A 19,930-nucleotide genomic window follows, 5' to 3' on the forward strand; every position below is an offset into this window, starting at 1 on the left:
TGGTGTTCCCTTCCTCGGGGGCCGGTGGTGCCGGCGGCGTCAGACGTGCAGGGAGGCGCCGCCGTCCACGTACAAGTCGTGCATCGTGACATGGCCCGCCTGGTCGGAGACCAGATACGCGACGGCCTCGGCCACGTCCCGCGGCTGGGCGAGCTTGTGCAGCGGGATGCCCACGCGGTACTCGGCGGGCATGCCCTCGACGACCTCCCGCAGCTCCGGGTCGCCGTCGTGCATCGCGCGCAGCATGGGCGTGTCCGTCGAGCCGGGCGAGACGACGTTGCACCGGATGCCGTGGCCCGCGAGCTCCAGGCCGAGGCAGCGGGTGAACTGGGCGGACGCGGCCTTGGAGGCGGCGTACGCGGCCATTTCGGTGCGCGGCACGCCCGCGGCGTTGGACGCCACCGTGACGATCGCGCCGCGCCCGCGGCGGATCATCCGCCGCGCCACCGCGCGGGAGACGTGGAACACGCCGCCCGCGTTGACCGCGAGGGTCTCCGCCCACTGCCGGTCCCGCAGCTCGACGACGCGGCCGGTGTGCATGACGCCGGCGGCGTTGACGAGGATGCCGACGGGCCCCAGCTCCTCCTCGACGCGCGCGACGGCCGCGTCCACCGCGGCGCTGTCGCGTACGTCGAGGTCGTAGCCGCGCGCCGGCACGCCCTCGGCGGCCAGCTTGGCGACGACCGTGGCGAGCTTCTCCGCGTTGCGGTCGGCCGCGGCGACGTGCGCGCCGGCGGCGGCCAGGGTCGTGGCCACGGCCGCGCCGATGCCCTGGGCCGCGCCGGTGACCAGGGCGACGGTCGACTCGATTCCGGTCAGTTCCATCATCAGCTCCTGCCGGTCGTGGCGACTGCCTGCTCGGCGTCGTAGCCGAACAGCCACTGGTGCCGGTCCAGACCCGGTTCCGCCAGGGAGCCGGTGTCGCGGCGCCGCTGCGCGGCGCCGTCGGCCAGGTGGAAGGTCTCGGCGTTGGCGCGGGACTGACGCTGGATCCGGGTCGTACGGGGCAGTCGGAGCTGCTCGTAGCGGCGTACGGCGGCGCGCAGCTCGTCCCGGCCCGCGGCGGGTCCCGCGGCGGTGAGGCAGCGGGCGAGGACGACGGCGTCCTCGATCGCCTGGTTCGCTCCCTGGGCCTGGAACGGCAGCATCGGGTGGGCGGCGTCGCCGACGACGGCCACCCGGCCCCAGCCGAGCCGGTCGATGCCGTCGCGGTCATGCAGCGCCCATCTGCTCACCGCCCCGGCCGCGTCGAGCAGCCGGGCGACGTCCTCGTGCCAGCCCTTGTACGCCTCCCGCAGCCCCTCGGCGTCGCCCCGCGCCGACCACGACTCGACCTCCCAGGCGGCGGCGGGCACGGTGGCGCCGAAGCTGATCTGCCGGCCGCCCGAGACGGGGTAGCACACGCAGTGCTGGTCGGGGCCGAACCACAGCCGCACCCGCGGCTCGCCGAGCAGATGGGGCACCCGCTCGGCGGGCACGAGGCCGCGGTAGATCGTCTGCCCCGAGTAGCGCGGCCAGTCGGCGACGAACCACTCGCGCACCGCCGAGTGGATGCCGTCGGCGCCGACCACCGCGTCCGCCGCGACCGTCCGCCCGTCGGCCAGGTGCAGCCGCGCCTCCGCCTCGTCCTGCGTGACGGCGACCAGCCGGGCACCCAGGTGCAGCCGGTCCGGTGGCAGCCCGGACAGCAGCGCGGCGTGCAGGTCCGCGCGGTGCACGGTGTAGTACGGCGCCCCGAAGCGGCGCAGGCACCTGTCGCCCAGCGGGGTGCGCTGGAGCATCAGACCGTCGTCCCAGCGCCGCATCTCGATCGCCTCGGGGGCGACCGCGGCGGCCCGCAGCCGGTCGCCCAGGCCCAGGCGGTGCAGCAGCCTGGTCGCGTTGGGCGCGACCTGCACGCCCGCGCCGACCTCGGCCAGTTGCTCCGCCTGCTCGTAGACGTGGCACTCCGCCCCGCCGCGGCGCAGGGCGGCGGCGAAGGCGAGGCCGGCGATCCCGGCGCCGACGACGGCCACCCTCATCTGCGACATGCCTTCCTCCTCAGTAGTAGAGGAGCGCTTTGCTCCAGTCCTCGTCGGGGCCGAACAGGCTGCGCGGCTTGACCACGTCGGGCATGTTCGTGAGCGCCTCGCGCGGGATCAGCGATCCCGGGGGCAGCCCGGTGACGTCGGCGTCGACGCCGAACTCGGCGCGTACGGCGGCGGTGAGCGCAGCCTCGGCGTGCACGCGGTGCTCGGGCGGCACCTCGATCTCGACGCGCAGCGAGACCGGTTCCGCGCGGGCGCGCCAGAAGCACACCCCGTAGGTGTCGGGGAGGGAGAAGACGACCTCCTCCAGCCGGTGCTGGGTGATCCGCGCGTCGCCGACGCGGTGGCCGAAGGCGGCCCGGCCGAGGACGCGGACGGTGGGCAGGTGCCAGCCGCAGTCGCAGTCGTCGTACGAGACCTCGACGTCGTCCTCCAGGTTGTAGCGCAGCAGCGGCATCGCCTCGCGGTACAGCGGGGTGACGACGAGCTGCCCGGCGCCCTCGGCGGCGACGCGCCCGGTCTCCGGGTCGTACACCTCGAACAGCGCCCGGTCGGCCCAGAGATGCATGCGCCCGTACTCGCACTCGCCGGCGAGGCTGCCGGTCTCGGTGGAGCCGTACTCCTCGATCACCGGCACCCCCCACAGCCGGCTGATCCGCCGGCGGCGGGGGGTCGTCAGCGGCTCGCCGCCGACGAACAGCGCGCGCAGCGCGGGGAAGTCGGCGCCCGGGCGGTGGCCCGCGGCGGTGGCGGCGGCGGCCCAGATGAGGCATTCGGTCGGCACCGACCAGGTGAGGGTGACGTCCAGGTCGTGCAGGGTACGCACCACGCGGGCGTACGGCATGGCCAGTGACCGGTTGTCGCCGGGCACGACGGTGGCGCCGTGCAGCCGGGCGGCGGCGTGCGCGAGGTGGCCGGTGAGCAGCAGCGCGTACGGGGTGCGTACCAGGAAGACGTCCGCGGCGGAGATGCCGATCCACTTGCGGGCGAAGCGCTCGGCGAGGTCGAGCCAGTCCTCCTGGGTGTAGTACGAGGGCGTGGGCCGGCCGGCGGTGCCGCTCGACTCGTGGTACGTCGCCAGGCGTTCCTTCGGGACGCCGAGCATGCCGTACGGGTAGTTGTCCCGCAGGTCCTGCTTGGTCGTCAGCGGCAGGTCCGCGAGGTCGGCGGCGGTCGCGGGCAGGGTGGCGGCGCCGGCCAGGCGGGGCCCGTAGAAGGCCGAGCGGGCGGCCCAGGCGACGGTCTGCGGAAGCTGCTTCTCCTGCAGTCCGCGCAGTTCCCCGGGGCCGTTCCACTGGCCGATGTGCGGCAGGTTCGCCGGTGCGTCGGTCACGGTTTCTCCTCCCCCAGTAGTCGGTGTGCGTTCTCCCAGGCGATCTGCCGCCAGTCCGCGGGCGTGGTGGCGATCGCCGTGAACTTGGCGAGTTCCACGGCCGGGTGCTGGAGCGGGTACTCGGAGCCGAACACCACGCGCGCGGCACCCAGCCGGTCGATCGCCGCCTCGGCCACGCAGGTGTAGCCGCCGGAGGTCTCCAGCAGGATGTTGGGCTCGTCGCGGATCAGGGCGAGGGCGTGGAAGTCGATGTTGCCGATGCCGCTGTGCCCGAGCACGAAGTCGGTTTGCGGGAACCGGCGGGCCAGGGAGACGAGGTCGGCGACGCCCGCGCCGGGGCGGGCGAGGCACACGGTGTAGACGGGGTGGCCGTTGTCGGCGGCCACCTCCACCAGGGCGGTCACGCGCGGGTCGGTGAGCGCCACGCCGTGCACCGCGGGCGAGACCTCCAGGCCGCGGAACTCCGCCGCCCGCTCCCGGTACGCGCCGGGCGGGCGGTGCGGGTTGGCGAACCAGAACGGCACCAGCCGCCTGTCAGTACCCGCGCAGGCCGCCAGCACGGCGTCGTTGTCGGCGTCGGTCTCGACGTGCCCGCCGTCGGTCAACTGCCGGGCGAGCGTGTCGAGGTCGATCGTGCCGCCGGCGCAGACCACCGCGCGCGCCAGGCCGCAGTCGTCCAGCGCCGCCAGCAGCCGCGCGGCGGCGCCCGGCCGGGGCGCGAGGCGTACGTGGAAGTCCAGCACGGGCTGTGCGGTCATCGCGGCCCCGCTCACTTCTCGATGCAGAACTCGTCGATGGGGTAGCCGACGTGCCGCTGCTCGACGGGCAGGTACCCGAGCACCTTCGTGCCGGGGGTCAGGTCGGTGACATTGAGCACCTCGCCGCCGGGCCCGAGGACCCGTACGTGCCAGTCGTCCTGCACGATGAGGTTGACCGTCACCCCGGACGGCGCGACCGCGTCGATGGCGAGCAGCGGCCGCGTCTCGATCTTGACCCGGCCCACGGTGACCACGCGGGTCTTGCCCGCGGAGTCCACGGCGAGCACCTTGCCGCCGGAGGACAGCTCGCTGAGGTAGTTGGTGCGGCCCTCGGCCGAGAGCGTGTACGAGTGCAGCGCGCCGGCGTTGACGCGGAACGGGCGGGTCGGCATGTACGGCAGCGGATGGGTCTCGCTGCAGCACAGAATCATGCCGGTGGAGTGCGAGCCGACGAGGATGCCCTCGTCCAGCCGGAAGTTGGTGCAGGTGTCCACGCACGCCCGCTCACCCATGCCGACCCGGCGGATGCCGGTGATCTCCAGCTCCACCAGCGACAGGTCCGCCGCCTGCGTGACCGCGGCGGCCTTCAGCTCGGTGGCCTCGCCGGGCGCGCGCGGGGCGAGCATCACGCCGTCGGAGCCGTGTTCGAGGACGCCGAAGACGATCTCCGCCTCCTCCACGTCGGCGACCCGGGTGACGATGCTGCCCTCGGCCCCGGCCGCGGCGGCGAGCACGATCTCCAGCGGGATCTTCGTGGGGTCGCGGAAGTCCAGCAGGCTCCACCGGTCGTGGCGCGCGGCCCGGCAGGCGTCGTCCAGGCTGGCGGCGTCGGTGATCTCGACGTAGCGGCCGAACTCCACGCCGGCGTGGGCGTGGGCGAGTGCGGCGGGGTCGCCGTGGCGGGCGGGATCGACGATGACGAGGTCGGCGGGCTCCAGCTTCTCCGGCAGCGGCCTGCCGAGCGGGAAGAGCACTTTCTTCACCGTCGGGGGCAGCGGCTCCAGGTCGGCGGGGTCGGCGGCCACGATGGCGTCGACCCGCTGGTGGATGGCTTCTTCGACGATGGCCTCCTTGGCCCCGTCGGCGGCACGGATGTCCAGCCAGCACAGCTTCACGGATCTCTCCTCAGAGCGGTCGGTCGGCGGGGATCGGGCGGAACGGGCGGGGCGTCACGGGGTGAGCGCGAGCCGGTCTCCCCCGCCGGCCACGCCCTCATTGGCGGGGGTACCCCCACTGATGCCGGTACGCCCCGGAGGCGGCACGGCCGTGTGCACCAGCCGGGCGATCGACGCGGCCATCCGGCCGGGCTTCTCGGCCTGGAAGACGTTGCGCCCCATCGCCACCCCGGCCGCGCCGCCGCGCAGCGCGTCGGAGACGAACGACAGCACGGCGTCCGGGTCGGCCGCGCGCGGGCCGCCGGCCACGATCACCGGGATCGGGCAGGCCCGTACGACGTCGGCCATCTCCTCTGGCGTGCCCGCGTAGTCGGTCTTGACGACGTCGGCGCCGAGGTCGGCGGCGAGCAGCGCGGCGTGCGCCACCAGGTCCGGCGCGTGCGCGTCACCGATCTCCGGCCCGCGGGCGTAGACCATGGCCAGCAGCGGTACGTTCCAGCGGTCGCACTCCCCCGCCACCGCGGCCAGGTCGGCGACCTGCCGGGCCTCCTGGCGGGAGCCGAGGTTGACGTGCACGCTGACGGCGTCCGCGCCCGCCCGCAGCGCCTCCTCGACGTGCGCGACCAGGTACTTGGCGTCCGGATCCGGGGCGTGCCTGGTGCTCGCGTTCAGATGCAGGATCAGCGACATGCCGCCGAACCAGCCGTGGTCGAGGTGGCGCAGCGTGCCCTTGTGCAGCACGACGGCGTCGACGCCGGTGCCGGCCAGCTCGCCCAGCAGCGGGTCCAGCTCGCCCGGGCGCAGCGGCCCGTCGGTGACGGAGTGGTCGAGGGGGACGACGAGCAGCCGCCCGTCGCCGTGCCGGAAGAGGCGTCGCAGGCGCAGCCCGCGGCCGAAAGAAGCGTGGAGTAGAGCCACTTGTGTCCTGCCTCTCTCAAACGGTGGCGGAGCGGCCGGAGGCCGCGGGTGCGGCGCCGTCCGGCGGCGGCCCGCCGAGGTCGAACGCGCGGTGCAGGGTCTCCACGGCGTCGGCGGTGCGCTCCCGCGGCACGATCACGGACAGCCGCGTCTGCGAGGTGGAGATCCAGCTCGTCGGGATCCCGGCGGCGGCCAGCGCCGCCATCAGCCGGGCCGCGTACTCCGGCCGGCTGAGCAGACCCATGCCGACCACGGAGACCTTGCCGACGTCCATGTCGAAGTGCACCCCGCCGCCGAAGGAGGCGGCGACCTCGTGGAGCGCCTCGCGCACCCGGCCGGCCTCGCTGCGGCGGATCGTGAAGCCCATCCGGAACTCGTTCTCGTACGGGCCCGACCTGGCCACCAGGTCCACCACGGTCCCGCGGGCGGCCAGCACGTCGAAGACGTCGGGCGCGAGGTCGCGGCGGCTGTCCCGGCAGTGCACGAGCACCCGCGCGACGTCGGTGTCGTGGGTGACCGCGACGACCGCCCGCCGGGTCTCCAGCGGGCGGTCGTCCTGCCGCTCGGCGACCGTCGTCCCCGGTGCCTGCGACGACACGTTCCTCACGCGCACTTCGACCCCTTCCATGGCGGCCAGCTCGATGCAGCGGGTGTGCAGGACCCGGGCGCCCGCGAACGCCATCTCCGCCATCACGCCGGGGTCGACCCACGGCAGGCAGCGGGCGGCGGGCAGCACGCGGGGGTCGGCGGTGAACACGCCGTCCACGTCGGTGTAGATCTCGCACGTGGCCGCGCGCAGCCGCGCCGCGAGCGCCACGGCGGTGGTGTCGGAGCCGCCGCGCCCCAGGGTCGCGACGTCGCCCGCGCCGTCGACGCCCTGGAACCCGGTGACCACGGCCACCCGCCCGCCGGCCAGCGCGGCCCGTACCCGCTCGGCACCGATGCCGGAGACGAGCGCGTCGCCGTGCCGGTCGGTGGTGCGGATCCCCGCCTGCGCGCCGGTCAGCGAGACCGCGGGAACGCCCATGGCGCCGAGTGTCAGGGCCATCAGCGCCGCCGACTCCGCCTCGCCCACGGCCAGCAGTTGGTCCAGCTCGCGGGAGGCGGCCGGGGCGCCGACGTCGGCGGCCAGCCGCAGCAGTTCGTCGGTACGGCCGCCGCGGGCGGAGACGACCACGGCCACCGACGGGCCGCGCCGCCACGCCTCCTCGATGCGCAGGGCGGCGCGGCGGACGCGGTCGAGCGTCTGCAACGAGGTACCGCCGTATTTCTGGACGAGCACAGCCACCGCCGTTTCACCGCCTTCGTCGACCCGGTATGGCACGACAGTAAGCGCGGCTTTCTTCCCGGCCCACTACTCGCCCGGGTAGTGGCGTCGAATTCAGTGGGTCACGCCATGGCGAACGGGCGTTACCGCGAACACGCGATGGCGGCACCGCGCTGCACCGTATTGCGGCCCGCGGGAATTCGCCGGGTGCCGCGGCCGCCGTACCGCCCGTCAAACTACTGTGTCCGCGGTAGTCGGATTGTCCTCCGCAAGCAGTACTCGGATGCCGGGAACTGCGGTTATGGTGCTCGGTATGAGCGCCCGGCTGTCCAAGGTCTGGGCCCGGGCGAGAAGCCTGGTGATCGCGGTCTGTGTGGCGGCCGTGCTCCTGATCACCGCGCTCTCCGGGGACCATGCCGCCACGAAACTCGACCTGCTCGGCTACGGGCTGCTGGTGACCAGCGGCCTCGCGCTGGCCGGCAGCGCACGCGCCCCCGTGCCGATCCTCGCCGTGACCGCGCTGTGCGTGGTGGGCTACAACGCGGCAGGTTTCGACGTGCCCGCCGTGGCCTACCTGTTCGCCGTCTACGCCGCCGTGCGCTCCGGGCACCGGATCGTCACGGTCGGGGTGAGCGTCGGGCTGGTGCTCAGCCTCCCGTACGCCGTGATGGCCTACCCGGGCGACGGCGCGGGCGACGCCTACGCGCAGGCCCGCGGCGTGCTCGAACTCGCCTGGCTGGTCGCCGCGGGCGCCGCGGGCGAGGCGCTGCGGCAGGCCACGCAGCGGGCGGACGAGGCCGAGCGCACCCGGGAGGAGACCGCCCGGCTGCGCGCGAGCGAGGAACGGCTGCACATAGCGCGGGAGTTGCACGACTCGCTCACCCACCAGATCTCCATCATCAAGGTGCAGTCCGAGGTCGCCGTCCATCTGGCGCGCAAGCGCGGCGAGGACGTCCCCGAGTCGCTGCTCGCCATCCAGGAGGCGGGCCGGGAGGCGACCCGGGAGCTGCGCGCGACGCTGGAGACGCTGCGCGACGACGAGGAACAGGCCCCGGCGCACGGGCTCGACCGGGTGCCGGAGCTGGTGGAGCGCACCCACGGGATAGGGCTGCACACGACGCTCACCATCGAGGGGCAGCGGCACGAGGTGCCCGAGGCGGTGGGCCGTACCGCCTACCGCATCGTGCAGGAGTCGCTGACCAACACCGCCCGGCACGCCGCGGCCTCCACCGCCTCGATCCGTATCTCCTACCGCCCCGACGCCCTCGCCATCCGCATCGACGACGACGGGACCGCCCGGCCGGGCACCGCGCCCAAGCCCGGCGTCGGCCTGCTGGGGATGCGCGAGCGCGTCGCCGCCCTCGGCGGCAGCCTGCGCGCAGAGCCGCGCACCGAGGGCGGCTTCACCGTCCAGGCCGAACTACCCGTGGCGAGAATCCCGTGATCCGTGTGCTGATGCTCGACGACCAGCCGCTGCTGCGCAGCGGGTTCCGCGCGCTGCTCGACGCCGAGGACGACATCGAGGTGGTGGCGGAGGCGGGCGACGGCAAGGAAGGGCTGGCGCTGGCGCGGGAGCACCTGCCGGACCTCGCGCTGGTGGACCTGTCGATGCCGGTGATGGACGGCATCGAGACGACCAGGCGGATCGCCGCGGACCCGGCGCTCGCCCACATCCACGTGGTGATCCTGACCAACTACGGCCTGGACGAGAACGTGTTCAACGCGCTGCGGGCGGGCGCGGCCGGGTTCCTGGTCAAGGACATCCTGCCCGAGGACCTGCTGCACGCCGTCCGCGTGGCCGCCCGCGGCGACGCACTGCTGGCGCCGTCGATCACCCGCAGGCTGATCAACAAGTACGTGTCCCAGCCCCCGCTGGACCCCTCCGCCGTCCGCGGCCTGGAGGAGCTGACCAACCGGGAGCGGGAGTCCGTCGCTCTGGCCGCGCAGGGTCTCTCCAACGACCAGATCGCCGACCGCATGGTGATCAGCCCGCTGACCGCGAAGACCCATATCAACCGGGCGATGTTCAAGCTGCACGCGCGCGACCGCGCCCAACTGGTCGTCATCGCCTACGAGTCGGGCCTGGTGACCCCGCGCGGCCGGTGACGGGCCGCGCGGGTGCGGTCAGATGAAGTCCATCGTCCCGGCCTTCCAGCGGTAGTGCGACTCCAGCTTGTAGTACTCGCCCCCGGGCGCCACGGCGACGCCGTAGACGAACTTGCGATCGCCGTCGCCGGCCGGGACGCCGCGCACGAACCGCTCGGTCTCCGGGTCCACCCGGACCGGCAGCGCGGCCAGGTCCGGGGTGGTCACGGCGTAGCAGATCCGCTCGACGCGCGGCGAGTCCCAGCCGAGGGTGACGTACAGGCCGAACGCCTCCCGGCCGAGCTTGAGCATGTGCGCGCTCGGCGTCGCCATGCCCAGCTCGCGGAGCACCGCGGTGATGGCCTCCGGCTCGAAGAGACGCGGGGGCACGTCGTTGAAGTACACGTTCAGGGTGCGGTGGCGGTAGTCGACGCCGACGACGCCCACGCGGTCGGCGAGGCCGTGGCGGGCGAGGAAGCCGGCGTGCGCGGCCAGGGCGGGCGGCATGGCGGGCAGGTCGGCGAACTTCGCGACGTCCTGGAGATCGTCGGGGGTGAAGAACGCGTAGACCTTCTTGAAGCCGCCGACGACGCCGAAGTCGACGCCGTGGCTGTCGACCCGGCAGCGCCCGTGCAGTTGGGCGAGCACGGCGCCCACGGGGTGGTCCGTGGGCGCGGTGAGGCCGGCGGCGAGCGCGGCGGCGTACGGGTCGCGCTGCCCGGGGTGGGTCGTGAAGCGGCAGTCGAGTTCGCCGGCGTGCCGCAGGCTGGTCGCGACGCGGAAGGCGACGACGGTCGCGTCGTGCCCGAAGGCGTCCGCGTACGCGGCGAGGACCGGGCGTACCGTCGCGGGCGCGCACGGTACGCCGAGCGTCCGGGCGGAGTGCTCGATGACCGAGTACAGCTCGTCCATCTCGGCGGTTGCGGACATACGAACCCCTTGGTCGGCGAGGAATGTATTGCTGTACGTATCGGGGGTGCTGCGAATGCACCTTAATGGGATAACCAAAAAGTAATCCCGTCACGCGGCCCGGCCCACTACCCGTACGGGTAGTGGGGGCTACCCGAGTTGTCGGGGCGGATTTCATTGACCCGCCATTGCCGCTCGATGACCATAAAAGCAAGGCTCATGGCTCGTGTTCGAGGATTCTCCACGGCACCGCGGGAGCGATCATGGCACCACTCGTAGGGCGTGAGGGCACGCTGTCCGTGCTGGGCGGCCATCTGGACGCCGCGGCGCGGGGCGCCGGCGGCTGCGTCGTCGTCGAAGGGCCGCTGGGCATCGGCCGGAGCCGGCTGCTCCAGGCGACCGCGCGGGAGGGCGCGGAGCGCGGGCTGACGGTGGTGTCCGGGCGGGCCGGGGCGAATGGGGGCACTCCCGCCGGTGGGGGTACCCCCGCCCATAGGGGCGTAGCCGGTGGGGGAGGGCAGCCGCTGCCCGTGCACCTGTTACTGAACTACCTGCGGCGGGTGCTGTCCGCCGACGTGGACGTGGACGACCTGGTACGACCCGACGGCAACCCGTTCCGGCTGATGGACCAGGTCGGCGAGCTGGTGGAGATCGCGGCGCGCCGGCATCCGGTCGTCGTCCTGCTGGACGACGTGCACCTGGTGGACGACCTGGGCGGGCTCGCGCTGCGCGGGCTGGTGCAGTCGCTCGCGGAGTCGCCGGTGCTGTGGCTGCTGACGCGGCGGTCGGTGGCGGCGCGGTCGCTCGCGCAGCACGCCGTCGACCGGCTGATCGACGGAGCCGCGGTCCGGCTGCACCTCGGGGCGCTGGACAACGAGGCGGTGGCGGAGCTGTGCACGGGGCTGCTGGGCGCCAAGCCGGACTCCTCCGTGCTCGACTGGGCGGCCCGCTGCGGGGGCAACCCGTGGCTGCTGGCGAGCGTCTTCGACGCGCTGGTCACCGCGGGCCGGGTGGTGTTCGTGGACGGCACGGCGGCGGCGCTGGGCGAGCGGCTCCCCGACGACGTGCTCGGCGTCGTCCGGGGGCTGCTCGACGAGCTGCCGGCGGCGGTGGGGCGGCTGCTGGTGGCCGGCGCGGGCGTCGGCGCGGAGTTCACCGCCGCGCAGGCCGCGGCGGCGCTGGGCGGGCACGGGGACGCGGCGGGTGCTCCGGTGGCGGGCGTGGACGAGGCCGTACGGACCGGGCTGCTGCAACGGCACGGGGAGGAGCTGGCGTTCGCGCACGGGGTGATCGCGGAGGCGCTGCGGCACCCGGATTTCCGGCGGCCGGAGCCGGCCGCGGCGGCGCTCCCGGCGGCCGCCCCGGCGCCGGCCGGCACGGCGGAGGCCGTACGGGACGGGCACCGCGAACAGCCGTACCCCGTACCGCCGGAGGACTCCCCCGCCGCGCCGCAGCGCCCCGGGTGCGGCTGTACGGGCCTGGTGGCCGCATCGGTGGCGGCGCTGGCGGAGCGCTCGGACGCGGCGCCGCGCACCCTCGCGCGCGCCCTGCGGCTACTGGCCGGCGCGGGCCGCACCGCGGAGGCCGCGCGGCTCGCGGAGGTCGCCGTACGCGCCGGTGTCGACGTGCCCGACGTGCCCGACGCGACCGCGGACCCGGCGCGCCCGGTGACCCGACTCCCGAGTCCCGCCGCCGGGCGGCCGGACGGGACGGTCGCGGCGCACTGCGAGGTGTGCGCGCGCCCACTGTGGACCTGGCTGGTCCGCGCCCTCGTCGCCGCCGACGCCTTCGAGGAGGCGACCGCCGTCTGTGACGCCGTACGGCAGGAGGCCGGGCGGCGCGGCGGGCCGTGGGCCGCCGGCCTGTGGCACGGCCATCGCGCCGAACTGATGGCCGCCGCGGGGCGGCTGGAGGAGGCGCGCGCCGAGGCCGGGACGGCACTGGGCCTGGCCGACCGGACACCGCCGGAGGACCTGCTGCCCGCGCGGCTCGTACTGGCCCGCATCAGCATGCACTGCGGCGATCTCGCCACCGCCAGCCAGCAGTTGCGGATGGCGGAGCGGCCCGCGGGCGCCGCCGCGGCGGCCGCGCAGCCGCGGCTGGACTGGGCGCTGGCGCAGTTCCACGCGGCCAGCGGGCGGGCGGCGATGACGGTCCGCTCGCTGCTCGACGCCGAGCAGGGCGCCGCGCCGGAGCCGCTGCTGTTCGCGGAGGCGCCGACGGCCGCGGCGACGCTCGTACGGCTGGCCGGGCAGACGGGGCTCGGCGAAGAGGCCGCGCAGGCGGCCGGGTTCGCCCGGCGGCTGGCCGCGGCCAACCCGGAGGTGACCTCCCTGGCCGCCGGTGCCGCGCACGCGGACGGCGTGCTGCACGACGACCTGGACGCCCTCCGGCGCGCCGCCGAGCTGTACCGGCTCGCCGGCCGGCCGCTGGCGGCCGCCGGTGCGCTGGAGGACGCGGCCCGCGGGAACGGGGCCGGGGACGGCGCCGCGCGGCTCCTCGCGGCGGCGGCGGACCTGTATCTGGAGTGCGGCGCACAGCGCGACACGGCCCGGGTGCAGCGCAAGCTACGCCGCCTCGGCGTGCCGCACGCGCGCGCCGCGCTGGGCACGCAGAAGCCCAAGTCGGGGTGGGAGAGCCTGACGGGCGCGGAGCTGCGCGTGGTGCGGGCCGTCGTCGACGGCAGGACCAACAGGGAGGCGGCGGGCGAGCTGTTCCTCTCGCCGCACACCGTCGACAGCCATCTGCGGCGGGTCTTCGCCAAGCTCGACATCAACAGCCGGGTCGAGCTGACCAAGCAGTTCCTGGCGCACGAGGCGGCCGCGCCCGGGGGCCCGGCCGCCTCCCGTCAGCTCGCCGCCGCGGGCCCGGAGCCGCGCCTGTCGTCGGTGAGGGAGTAGATCGCCGCGGCACCCGAGTAGGTCGCGGCCTCGCGGGCGAGTTCGACACGCGTGCCGATGCCCAGCTTCTTGTAGATCTTCCGCAGGTGGTAGTTGACCGTGTGCGCCGAGAGATGGACGCGCCGGGCGATCTGCCGGTTCGTCATCCCGACGCTGACCAGGTAGGCGATGCGCCGTTCCATGTCGGACAGCACGACCCAGCAGGAGCCGTGCTGGTGCCCGGCGGTGCCGTCGGCGACCACCGCCGTGGCGTCGAGCGCGGCCGGTACGGCCCGCGGCCGGCGCGCCGGGGCCTGCCCGGCGTGCAGCCTGGCGAGTTCCTCGGTGGCCAGGGCGATGGAGATGGGGTCGGGGGACTGCGCGACGATGTGCGCGAGCCCCGAGGCGTCGCGCTCGGCGACCGCGTTGGCGTGCAGCGCGCTGAGGCTGACGACGGAGATGCCGGGGTTGTCCCCGGCGAGGCCGTTGACGGTGTCGAGCACCGTGCGCCTGAGGCCGTCGTCGTCGGTGTCGAGCGCGAGCCGGACGAGGAACGCGGCGGCGGCCGGGTCCTCGACGTACAGCCGGCGCTCCGCCGGAAGGCGGTCGTACGCGCCGGAGAGCAGGGCGACGCCCGCGCGGGGCCCCTCCCTTCTCACGGCGACCCGCACGTCCGTCCAGGCGTACCGCGGCGAGCGCCGTACGTCCCGGTCGTACGCGGGATCCGCGCGGGCCCGCTCCAGGTGGTCGGTCGCCGTGGGCAGGTCGCCGGTGTAGAGCGACACGGCGGCCAGGACCGCGTACGCGAAGGGCAGGAGCGCGGGGACGGCGTTCCGGTCCGTCGCCGCGGTGACCAGCTCCGCGTGCCTGCGGGCGTCCCGGAACCGCCCGGAGGCCAGGAACAGCCGGGCCCGCAGCGCGGCCGGCGCCGCGTGCCAGACGTCCGAGGGCAGCGCGTACAGGCCCGCCTCGGCCTCGTCGACCAGCGCCTCGGCCTCGTCGTACTCGCGCAGGTCGATGAGCTTGGCGGCCAGTTCGAGGCGGATGTGCAGCCGCCACAGGGGGTCGGCGGCACCGCAGTACCGGACCGCGGCCCGGCCCAGCCTGATGCCCTCGGCCAGGTCGCCGGCCCGCCAGCTCAGATGGGACAGCGCCGTCAGCGCCATCAGCGCGGCGACGTCGTCCGGCTCGTCCGTCCGCTCCCCGAGGATCTCCCGGGCGCGGGTCCCGGCCTCCTCCTCGCGGCCCAGCAGCAGGCCGCCCAGGAGGGCCGACGCCTCGGCGTCGAGGCGGTCCGCGGCGGGAATTCCGGGGACGGTCAGGGTGCGTTGTGCGAGATCCGTGCCGACGGCCACCTTTCCTTTCATGATCAGCCCGTGTGCCCGTGAATAGGGGCCGCCGTCGCCCTCCGCTACCACGGCGAACCGCTGAGCCGGGTACTCGGGCACCCAGGTTCTTCGGTCTGTTTCCTCCGCACTCCTGCCGGAATGGTGCATCGCCTCGCGCTGCAACGCACCGCGTGCGGGGGCGGGAATGGCGGCGACTGCGCCGCGCCTCAAGAAGTCGCTACGGAATACGAATTGACGCTCCGTAGCCGCCACGAAGCCCGCGGACATCGCCTCGTCCAGCGGTGCGAGCAGGGTGGCGAGCGGACGGTTCAGCATCCGGGAGACATCCTCCAGGAGGAAGGACCGGCCCTGCAGCGCGGCGATCTTCAGCAACTCCTGGCAACCGGGGCTCAGCTCGCCGAGCGCCAGCTTCACGAAGGCCGGCACACAGCGCGGGGTCCGCGACTCCAGGAGCCGGACCGTTCCTTCGTCCAGGGTCACCAGACCCTCGTCCACCAGCCCGTACGCCAGCTCGGCCAGTAACCTGCCGTTCTCACCCGCCGCTGCCGCCAGACCGCGCAACTCGTCGTCCAGATCGGCGCCGAGCAGCTCGCTCAGAAACTGTTCGTTCGCCTCGGCGTGCACCGGCCCCGGCTGCGGACGCCCGTGCGCTCCGGCGTCACCGGGTATCGTCTCCGGCTTCTTCGTCACCTTCTTCGACCACGTAGTCATATTGCCCCCGACTATCCAGGTATATCCCGGGACTTGCTCAGCCGTTACAGTGCCCTCCTCTCGACTCGTGTTCCACTTGATTTTCAACCTGTTGGCTTGGTCTGCGCTTGGTGCCGACTTGGCGGCAAAATCAAGGGAGTTGCTTTCTTTTCCATAATATGGCGCACCCTTTACTTGCCTTTGACCGCGCGCCAATTTAACGGCAAAATGGCGTACAGAATTACCGGAAATACGCCATGACGAAGCGGGGAACCCCGGTTGTGGGATTCCCCGCCCGACGTACCGGGAAAAGGTCAGACCCTGGCCTCTTCCCCGACCTCGGCCGGCGGTGGCGAGGTCGTCTCGGGTGCCTTGCGGCCGGGCATCCACCAGTTGGTCTTGCCGCACAGCTCCATCACCGCGGGCACGAGGATCATCCGCACGATGGTGGCGTCGATGAACACGGCGACGGCCATGCCCAGGCCGATCTGCTTGACGGACACGTCGTGGCCGAGGAGTGAGGTGGTGAAGACGGCGATCATGATGGCCGCGGCGGCGGTGATGACCTTGGCGGTCCGCGCCAGCCCGCGGGTGACGGCCGTCCTGGTGTCGCCGGTGCGCTCGTACTCCTCGCGGACCCGCGAGATCAGGAAGACCTCGTAGTCCATCGACAGGCCGAAGAGCACCGGGAACATCATCATCGGCACCCAGGTGGTGATGGGCATGTCCGTCGGGAACCCGAGGGCGGAGCCCAGCCACCCCCACTGCACCACCGCGACCAGCACGCCGTACGCGGCGCCGATCGACAGCAGGTTCATCACGGCGGCCTGGAGGGCGATCGTCACCGACCGCACCAGCGCGACCAGCAGCACCAGCGACAGCACGATCACGACCGCGATCATGAACGGCAGCCGCGAACTCGTCTCCTCCGCGAAGTCGATCGCCCCGGCGTTCGGCCCGCCGACCTGGACGGCCTCGCCGCCGGGCGCCTTGGGCAGCACGTCGTCGCGGAGTTCGTGCACCAGGTCCGCGGTCTTCTCGTCCTGGTAGCCGGTCTCCGGGAAGGCCATGAAGGTGGCGGCCTCGCCGTCCTCGCTCACCCGCGGCTGCGTCACCTGCGCGATGCCCGGCGTGCCGTCGACCGCCGCGACGGCGGGGGTCAGGTCGCCGCCCGCGGCGTCGACCTCCGCGGCGAAGATCAGCGGTGCGCCGTAGCCGGGGCCGAAGCCCTCGGAGACGATCTCGTACGAGGTGTAGCTGCTCCGGTCGCGCGGCTGGACGCTGGCGTCCGGCAGGCTGAGCCGCATCGACAGCGCCGGCGCGGCGAGCACGAGCAGCCCGGCGACGGCCAGCACCGCGGCGGCCAGCGGCCGGCGCTGCACCACCCCGGCCCAGCGCTCCGCGGGGGTGCGGCGCTCGGTGTCCGCGTCGGAGCCGGCGCCCCGGGCCGTACGGCGGGGCAGCCGCAGGGAGTTGATCCGGTGCCCGGTGAAGCCGAGGAACGCCGGCAGCAGGGTCACCGCGGCGACCATCGTCACCAGCACCGTCAGGGACGCCGCGACGGCCACGCCGGTCATCAGCCGCTGCCCCATGGTGACCAGGCCGAGCAGCGCGATCACCACGGTGGTGCCGGCGAAGAGCACGGCGCGGCCCGCGGTGGTGATGGCGCCGACGGTGGCGTCCTCGGGGCTCTCGCCGTTCTGCAGCTTCTCCTTGTAGCGGGTCACGATGAACAGCGCGTAGTCGATGCCCACGCCGAGCCCGATGAGCGCGGAGACCAGGACGGTGAAGTCCGGCGAGGGGACGATGTGCCCGACGATCTTCATGAGGGCGATGCCGCCGAGGATCGCCATCAGCGCGGTGACGATCGGCAGCCCCATCGCCACCAGCGAGCCGAAGGAGATGAAGAGGATGACCGCGGCGGCCAGCACGCCGACGCTCTCGGCGGGGCCCTGCTTGGGCGTCTCGGCCTTCTCCGCCTTGTCGCCGCCGAGCCCCAGCGTCACGCCCTCGCCGGAGGCGTCCTTGACGGTCGTCACCAGCGGCTTGACGTCGTCCTTCGTCGCCTCCTTGTCGGTGAGCGGGATGGTCGTACGGGCGATGCGGCGGTCCTCGGTGACCAGTTGGTCGTCGTCGTACGGCGACGTCACGGGCCCGGTGACCGGCGAGTCGGCGAGGTCGGCGACGACCTTCTCCACCTTCTGCCGCACGGCCGGGTCGTCGACGCCCGCGCCCGCCTTGATCGCGAGGGTCAGGGTGTCGCCCTGCTCCTCGGGGAAGTGCTTCTCCATCAGGGCCTGCGCCCTGGCCGACCCCGAGTCCCCGCCGGAGAAGTCGTTGTCGGGGTCGGCCGCGAGGCCGAAGCCGGCGGCTGCCACGGCGATCACGCCGACGATCCAGGTCAGCAGGACCAGGCGGCGGCGCCGGTGACAGAACCGGGCCAGCCTCGCCAGGGCGCCGTCCGGGCGGGCGGTCTCGGTGGGCATCATCGTCTCCTCGGGTCTGGTGCGGTGCACCCCTCATCCTCGGGACGGGGATCACCGGAGTCGACGTACAGACGCAGGCACTCCGCGGGCCGCACTACCGCAGCCGCGGTACTCCTCTTGCAGTACATGTCAATCGAAGGGAGCAGTCGTCCCGGCCGCGGACCGGTCCGGGAGATCCTGCCGACCGGGCTACGCGGACACCGCGCGGCGGGCGCGGGCCAGCGCCAGGCCGCCGAGGGCCAGTCCGGCGACGCCGAGGACCAGGGCCACGATCGCGCCGCCCCGGCCGGAGCCCGAGCCGACGCCGTCGGAGCCGGCGAGCGCCACCGCGCCGATGACGACGCCGGCCACCGACGCCACCACGGACACCAGCGGCCACCGCGGTCCCGCGCCCAGCTTGCGCGCCAGCGCGAGCCCGCCGAGGACCACGCCGATCAGCCCCAGGACCGCCGCGGCCGTGGCCGGGCCGCGGCCCTGGCCGTCGTCGCTCTCGGCCGCGACCGCGACCCGCGCGGCCGCCGGCGCCGCGGACACGAGGACGGCGAGTACGGCGGTCGCGGCGGCAGTGGACAGGTGACGGACGGACATCGGGGACCCCTTCGGTCGCACGGCGGTTGGCGGCGTCAGCGTACGAACCGGCCGGGCCCCCTGGCGTCCTCCAGACGCGGCCGGTTTCGGCTACCGCCGCGGCGGTAGCGGCGGCCGGTGACGTCTGCGGCCACAGCACCCGGCTACCGCGGCCGCAGCACCGCGCGCCCCCGCACACCGCGGGGTTTCTCCGAATGGCGTCGAAACGCCCTGGAACTGCCCCGCCACCCCGGCGTTAGCTGCGGCCATGGCTTCCAAGGTGAGTTCCTCTCCGCAGGCGCGGGGCGCGGGATGGCTGCTGTGCCTGATGTTCGCCACCTTCGTCATCGGCACGGACGACTTCGTCATCGCGGGCGTGCTCCCGGACATCGCCGCCGACCTCGACGTGAGCGAGGCCGCCGCCGGGCAGTTGGTGACGGTCTTCTCGGTCACCTTCGCGGTGACCGCGCCCGTGCTGGCCGTGGCCACCGCGCGGCTGCCCCGCAAGACCCTGATCGTCGGCGGCCTTTCGGCCTTCGCCGTGGCCAACACCGCCACCGCGCTGGCCCCGAACTACGCGACCCTCATGGGCGCCCGCGTGCTGACCGCGCTGATCGCCGCCACCGTCTCCCCCGCCGCCTTCGCCGCGGCGGCGCGGCTGGCGGCGCCCGAGCGGATGGGCCGGGCCATCGGCACGGTCGCGGCGGGGCTGACGCTCTCGCTCTTCACCGCCGTGCCCGCGGGCACGCTGCTCGGCGAGGCATTCGGCTGGCGGTCGACGTTCGTGGCGGTCGCGGTGGCCACCGCGCTGGTGGCGGCGGCGTCCGCCGCGGCGCTGCCCCGGCTGTCCGGGGCGCTGCAGCTCGGCGTACGGGGGCAGTTGCGGATCCTGGGCCGCCCGGCGGTCCTGCTCTGCGCCGCCGGCACCGTGGTCTGCGCCGGCAGCGGTCTGATGGTCTACACCTACGTCGCGCCCCTGACCCGGGACCTCACCGGCCGCGGCGGCGGCGTGCTGGCCCTGTTCATCGCCGTGGTCGGCGTCGCCGGGGCGGTCGGCACCGGCGCGGGCGCGCTGCTGACGGACCGCTGGGGCCCGGACCGTACGCTGCGCGCGTCGGTCGCCGGCGTCGTGGCCGCGACCGCGCTGCTGGCCGTCATCGGGGCGACCGGCCGGACGGCGCCGGTGTGGCTGGTGGCGCTCAACCTGGCGGTGTGGGGCTGCGCGGCGTGGAGCTTCACCCCGCCGACGAACACCCGGATCCTGCAACTCGCGGGCGAGGCGGGCACGGAGGCGGTGGCGCTCAATACCAGCGGGCTGTACGTGGGCGTCGCGCTGGCCGGCGCGGGCGGCGGCGCGGCGCTGGCCGTCTCCGACGGCACCGGGGTGGCGGTCACGGCGACGGCGGTGGGGCTGGTCGCGTACGCGGTGACGGCGCTGGCGATCCGCCGCCACCCGGCGGGCGTGCCGGACCCGGCGGCGCGGCCGCCCGCCCCCGTGCCCGTACCCCCGCGCCCGCAGGCCGGGGAAATACCGTGAACGCGGGATG

General features: G+C 74.2%; 15 protein-coding genes. 4 read left to right on the top strand and 11 right to left on the bottom strand.

All coding sequences use genetic code 11. The annotated features are described in order from the left end of the window. Positions 1-39: 39 nt before the first annotated feature. From CXR04_RS06560 to CXR04_RS06590, 7 genes are read right to left on the bottom strand one after another with little or no spacing between them, the layout of a single operon-like run. The gene (locus tag CXR04_RS06560) at positions 40-825 is read right to left on the bottom strand and encodes a 2,3-dihydro-2,3-dihydroxybenzoate dehydrogenase (RefSeq protein ID WP_101420937.1); all 786 of its coding nucleotides are present in this window, start codon (positions 823-825) and stop codon (positions 40-42) included. A 2-nt stretch (positions 826-827) separates the two neighbouring features. Next, positions 828-2,030: an FAD-dependent monooxygenase gene (locus CXR04_RS06565; RefSeq protein ID WP_101420938.1), complete on the bottom strand. Its 1,203-nt coding sequence runs from the start codon at positions 2,028-2,030 to the stop codon at positions 828-830. 10 nt (positions 2,031-2,040) lie between these two features. Beyond that, the gene (locus tag CXR04_RS06570; RefSeq protein WP_101420939.1) at positions 2,041-3,360 is read right to left on the bottom strand and encodes a phenylacetate--CoA ligase family protein; all 1,320 of its coding nucleotides are present in this window, start codon (positions 3,358-3,360) and stop codon (positions 2,041-2,043) included. Further along, entirely contained in the window at positions 3,357-4,118 is a 762-nt protein-coding gene (locus CXR04_RS06575) for an amidohydrolase family protein (protein ID WP_101426229.1), read from the bottom strand. Before CXR04_RS06575 ends, CXR04_RS06570 begins: the two co-directional genes overlap by 4 nt. 11 nt (positions 4,119-4,129) lie before the next feature. Beyond that, positions 4,130-5,233 (bottom strand): 3-dehydroquinate synthase II, encoded by a 1,104-nt coding sequence (locus CXR04_RS06580; RefSeq protein WP_101420940.1) that lies wholly within the window; start codon positions 5,231-5,233, stop codon positions 4,130-4,132. A gap of 54 nt (positions 5,234-5,287) precedes the next feature. Then, positions 5,288-6,151 carry a 2-amino-3,7-dideoxy-D-threo-hept-6-ulosonate synthase gene (locus tag CXR04_RS06585; protein WP_234380091.1) on the bottom strand — a complete coding sequence of 288 codons (864 nt, stop codon included), beginning with the start codon at positions 6,149-6,151 and terminating at the stop codon, positions 5,288-5,290. A 16-nt stretch (positions 6,152-6,167) separates the two neighbouring features. Further along, a complete protein-coding gene (locus CXR04_RS06590; RefSeq protein WP_234380092.1) occupies positions 6,168-7,439 on the bottom strand; it encodes an aspartate kinase in 1,272 nt (423 codons plus the stop codon). Positions 7,440-7,731: 292 nt separating this feature from the next. On the opposite strand from CXR04_RS06590, the gene CXR04_RS06595 reads away from it, so the two are divergent. Next, positions 7,732-8,862 (top strand): sensor histidine kinase, encoded by a 1,131-nt coding sequence (locus tag CXR04_RS06595; RefSeq protein ID WP_101426230.1) that lies wholly within the window; start codon positions 7,732-7,734, stop codon positions 8,860-8,862. After that, a complete protein-coding gene (locus CXR04_RS06600) occupies positions 8,859-9,524 on the top strand; it encodes a response regulator (RefSeq protein ID WP_101420942.1) in 666 nt (221 codons plus the stop codon). Before CXR04_RS06595 ends, CXR04_RS06600 begins: the two co-directional genes overlap by 4 nt. Before the next feature lie 18 nt (positions 9,525-9,542). Here CXR04_RS06600 and CXR04_RS06605 read toward each other — a convergent pair whose 3' ends face one another. After that, positions 9,543-10,433 (bottom strand): aromatic prenyltransferase, encoded by an 891-nt coding sequence (locus tag CXR04_RS06605; RefSeq protein ID WP_101420943.1) that lies wholly within the window; start codon positions 10,431-10,433, stop codon positions 9,543-9,545. Between the two features lie 242 nt (positions 10,434-10,675). Between CXR04_RS06605 and CXR04_RS06610 the strand changes: the two genes are divergently transcribed. Continuing rightward, entirely contained in the window at positions 10,676-13,312 is a 2,637-nt protein-coding gene (locus CXR04_RS06610) for a helix-turn-helix transcriptional regulator (RefSeq protein ID WP_101420944.1), read from the top strand. On the opposite strand, the gene CXR04_RS06615 is transcribed toward CXR04_RS06610, so the two are convergent. From CXR04_RS06615 to CXR04_RS06625, 3 genes are all read right to left on the bottom strand, one after another. Beyond that, on the bottom strand, positions 13,261-15,351 hold the full coding sequence (locus tag CXR04_RS06615; protein ID WP_101420945.1) for a LuxR C-terminal-related transcriptional regulator: 2,091 nt from the start codon (positions 15,349-15,351) through the stop codon (positions 13,261-13,263). The genes CXR04_RS06610 and CXR04_RS06615 overlap by 52 nt on opposite strands. Before the next feature lie 293 nt (positions 15,352-15,644). Continuing rightward, on the bottom strand, positions 15,645-17,846 hold the full coding sequence (locus CXR04_RS06620; RefSeq protein WP_101420946.1) for an MMPL family transporter: 2,202 nt from the start codon (positions 17,844-17,846) through the stop codon (positions 15,645-15,647). A 159-nt stretch (positions 17,847-18,005) separates the two neighbouring features. Then, the gene (locus tag CXR04_RS06625) at positions 18,006-18,404 is read right to left on the bottom strand and encodes a DUF6223 family protein (RefSeq protein WP_101420947.1); all 399 of its coding nucleotides are present in this window, start codon (positions 18,402-18,404) and stop codon (positions 18,006-18,008) included. A 247-nt stretch (positions 18,405-18,651) separates the two neighbouring features. Between CXR04_RS06625 and CXR04_RS06630 the strand changes: the two genes are divergently transcribed. Further along, positions 18,652-19,920 (top strand): MFS transporter, encoded by a 1,269-nt coding sequence (locus CXR04_RS06630; protein WP_234380093.1) that lies wholly within the window; start codon positions 18,652-18,654, stop codon positions 19,918-19,920. Positions 19,921-19,930 lie beyond the last annotated feature (10 nt).

The sequence above is a fragment of the Streptomyces sp. CMB-StM0423 genome (assembly GCF_002847285.1).
GTDB lineage: Bacteria > Actinomycetota > Actinomycetes > Streptomycetales > Streptomycetaceae > Streptomyces.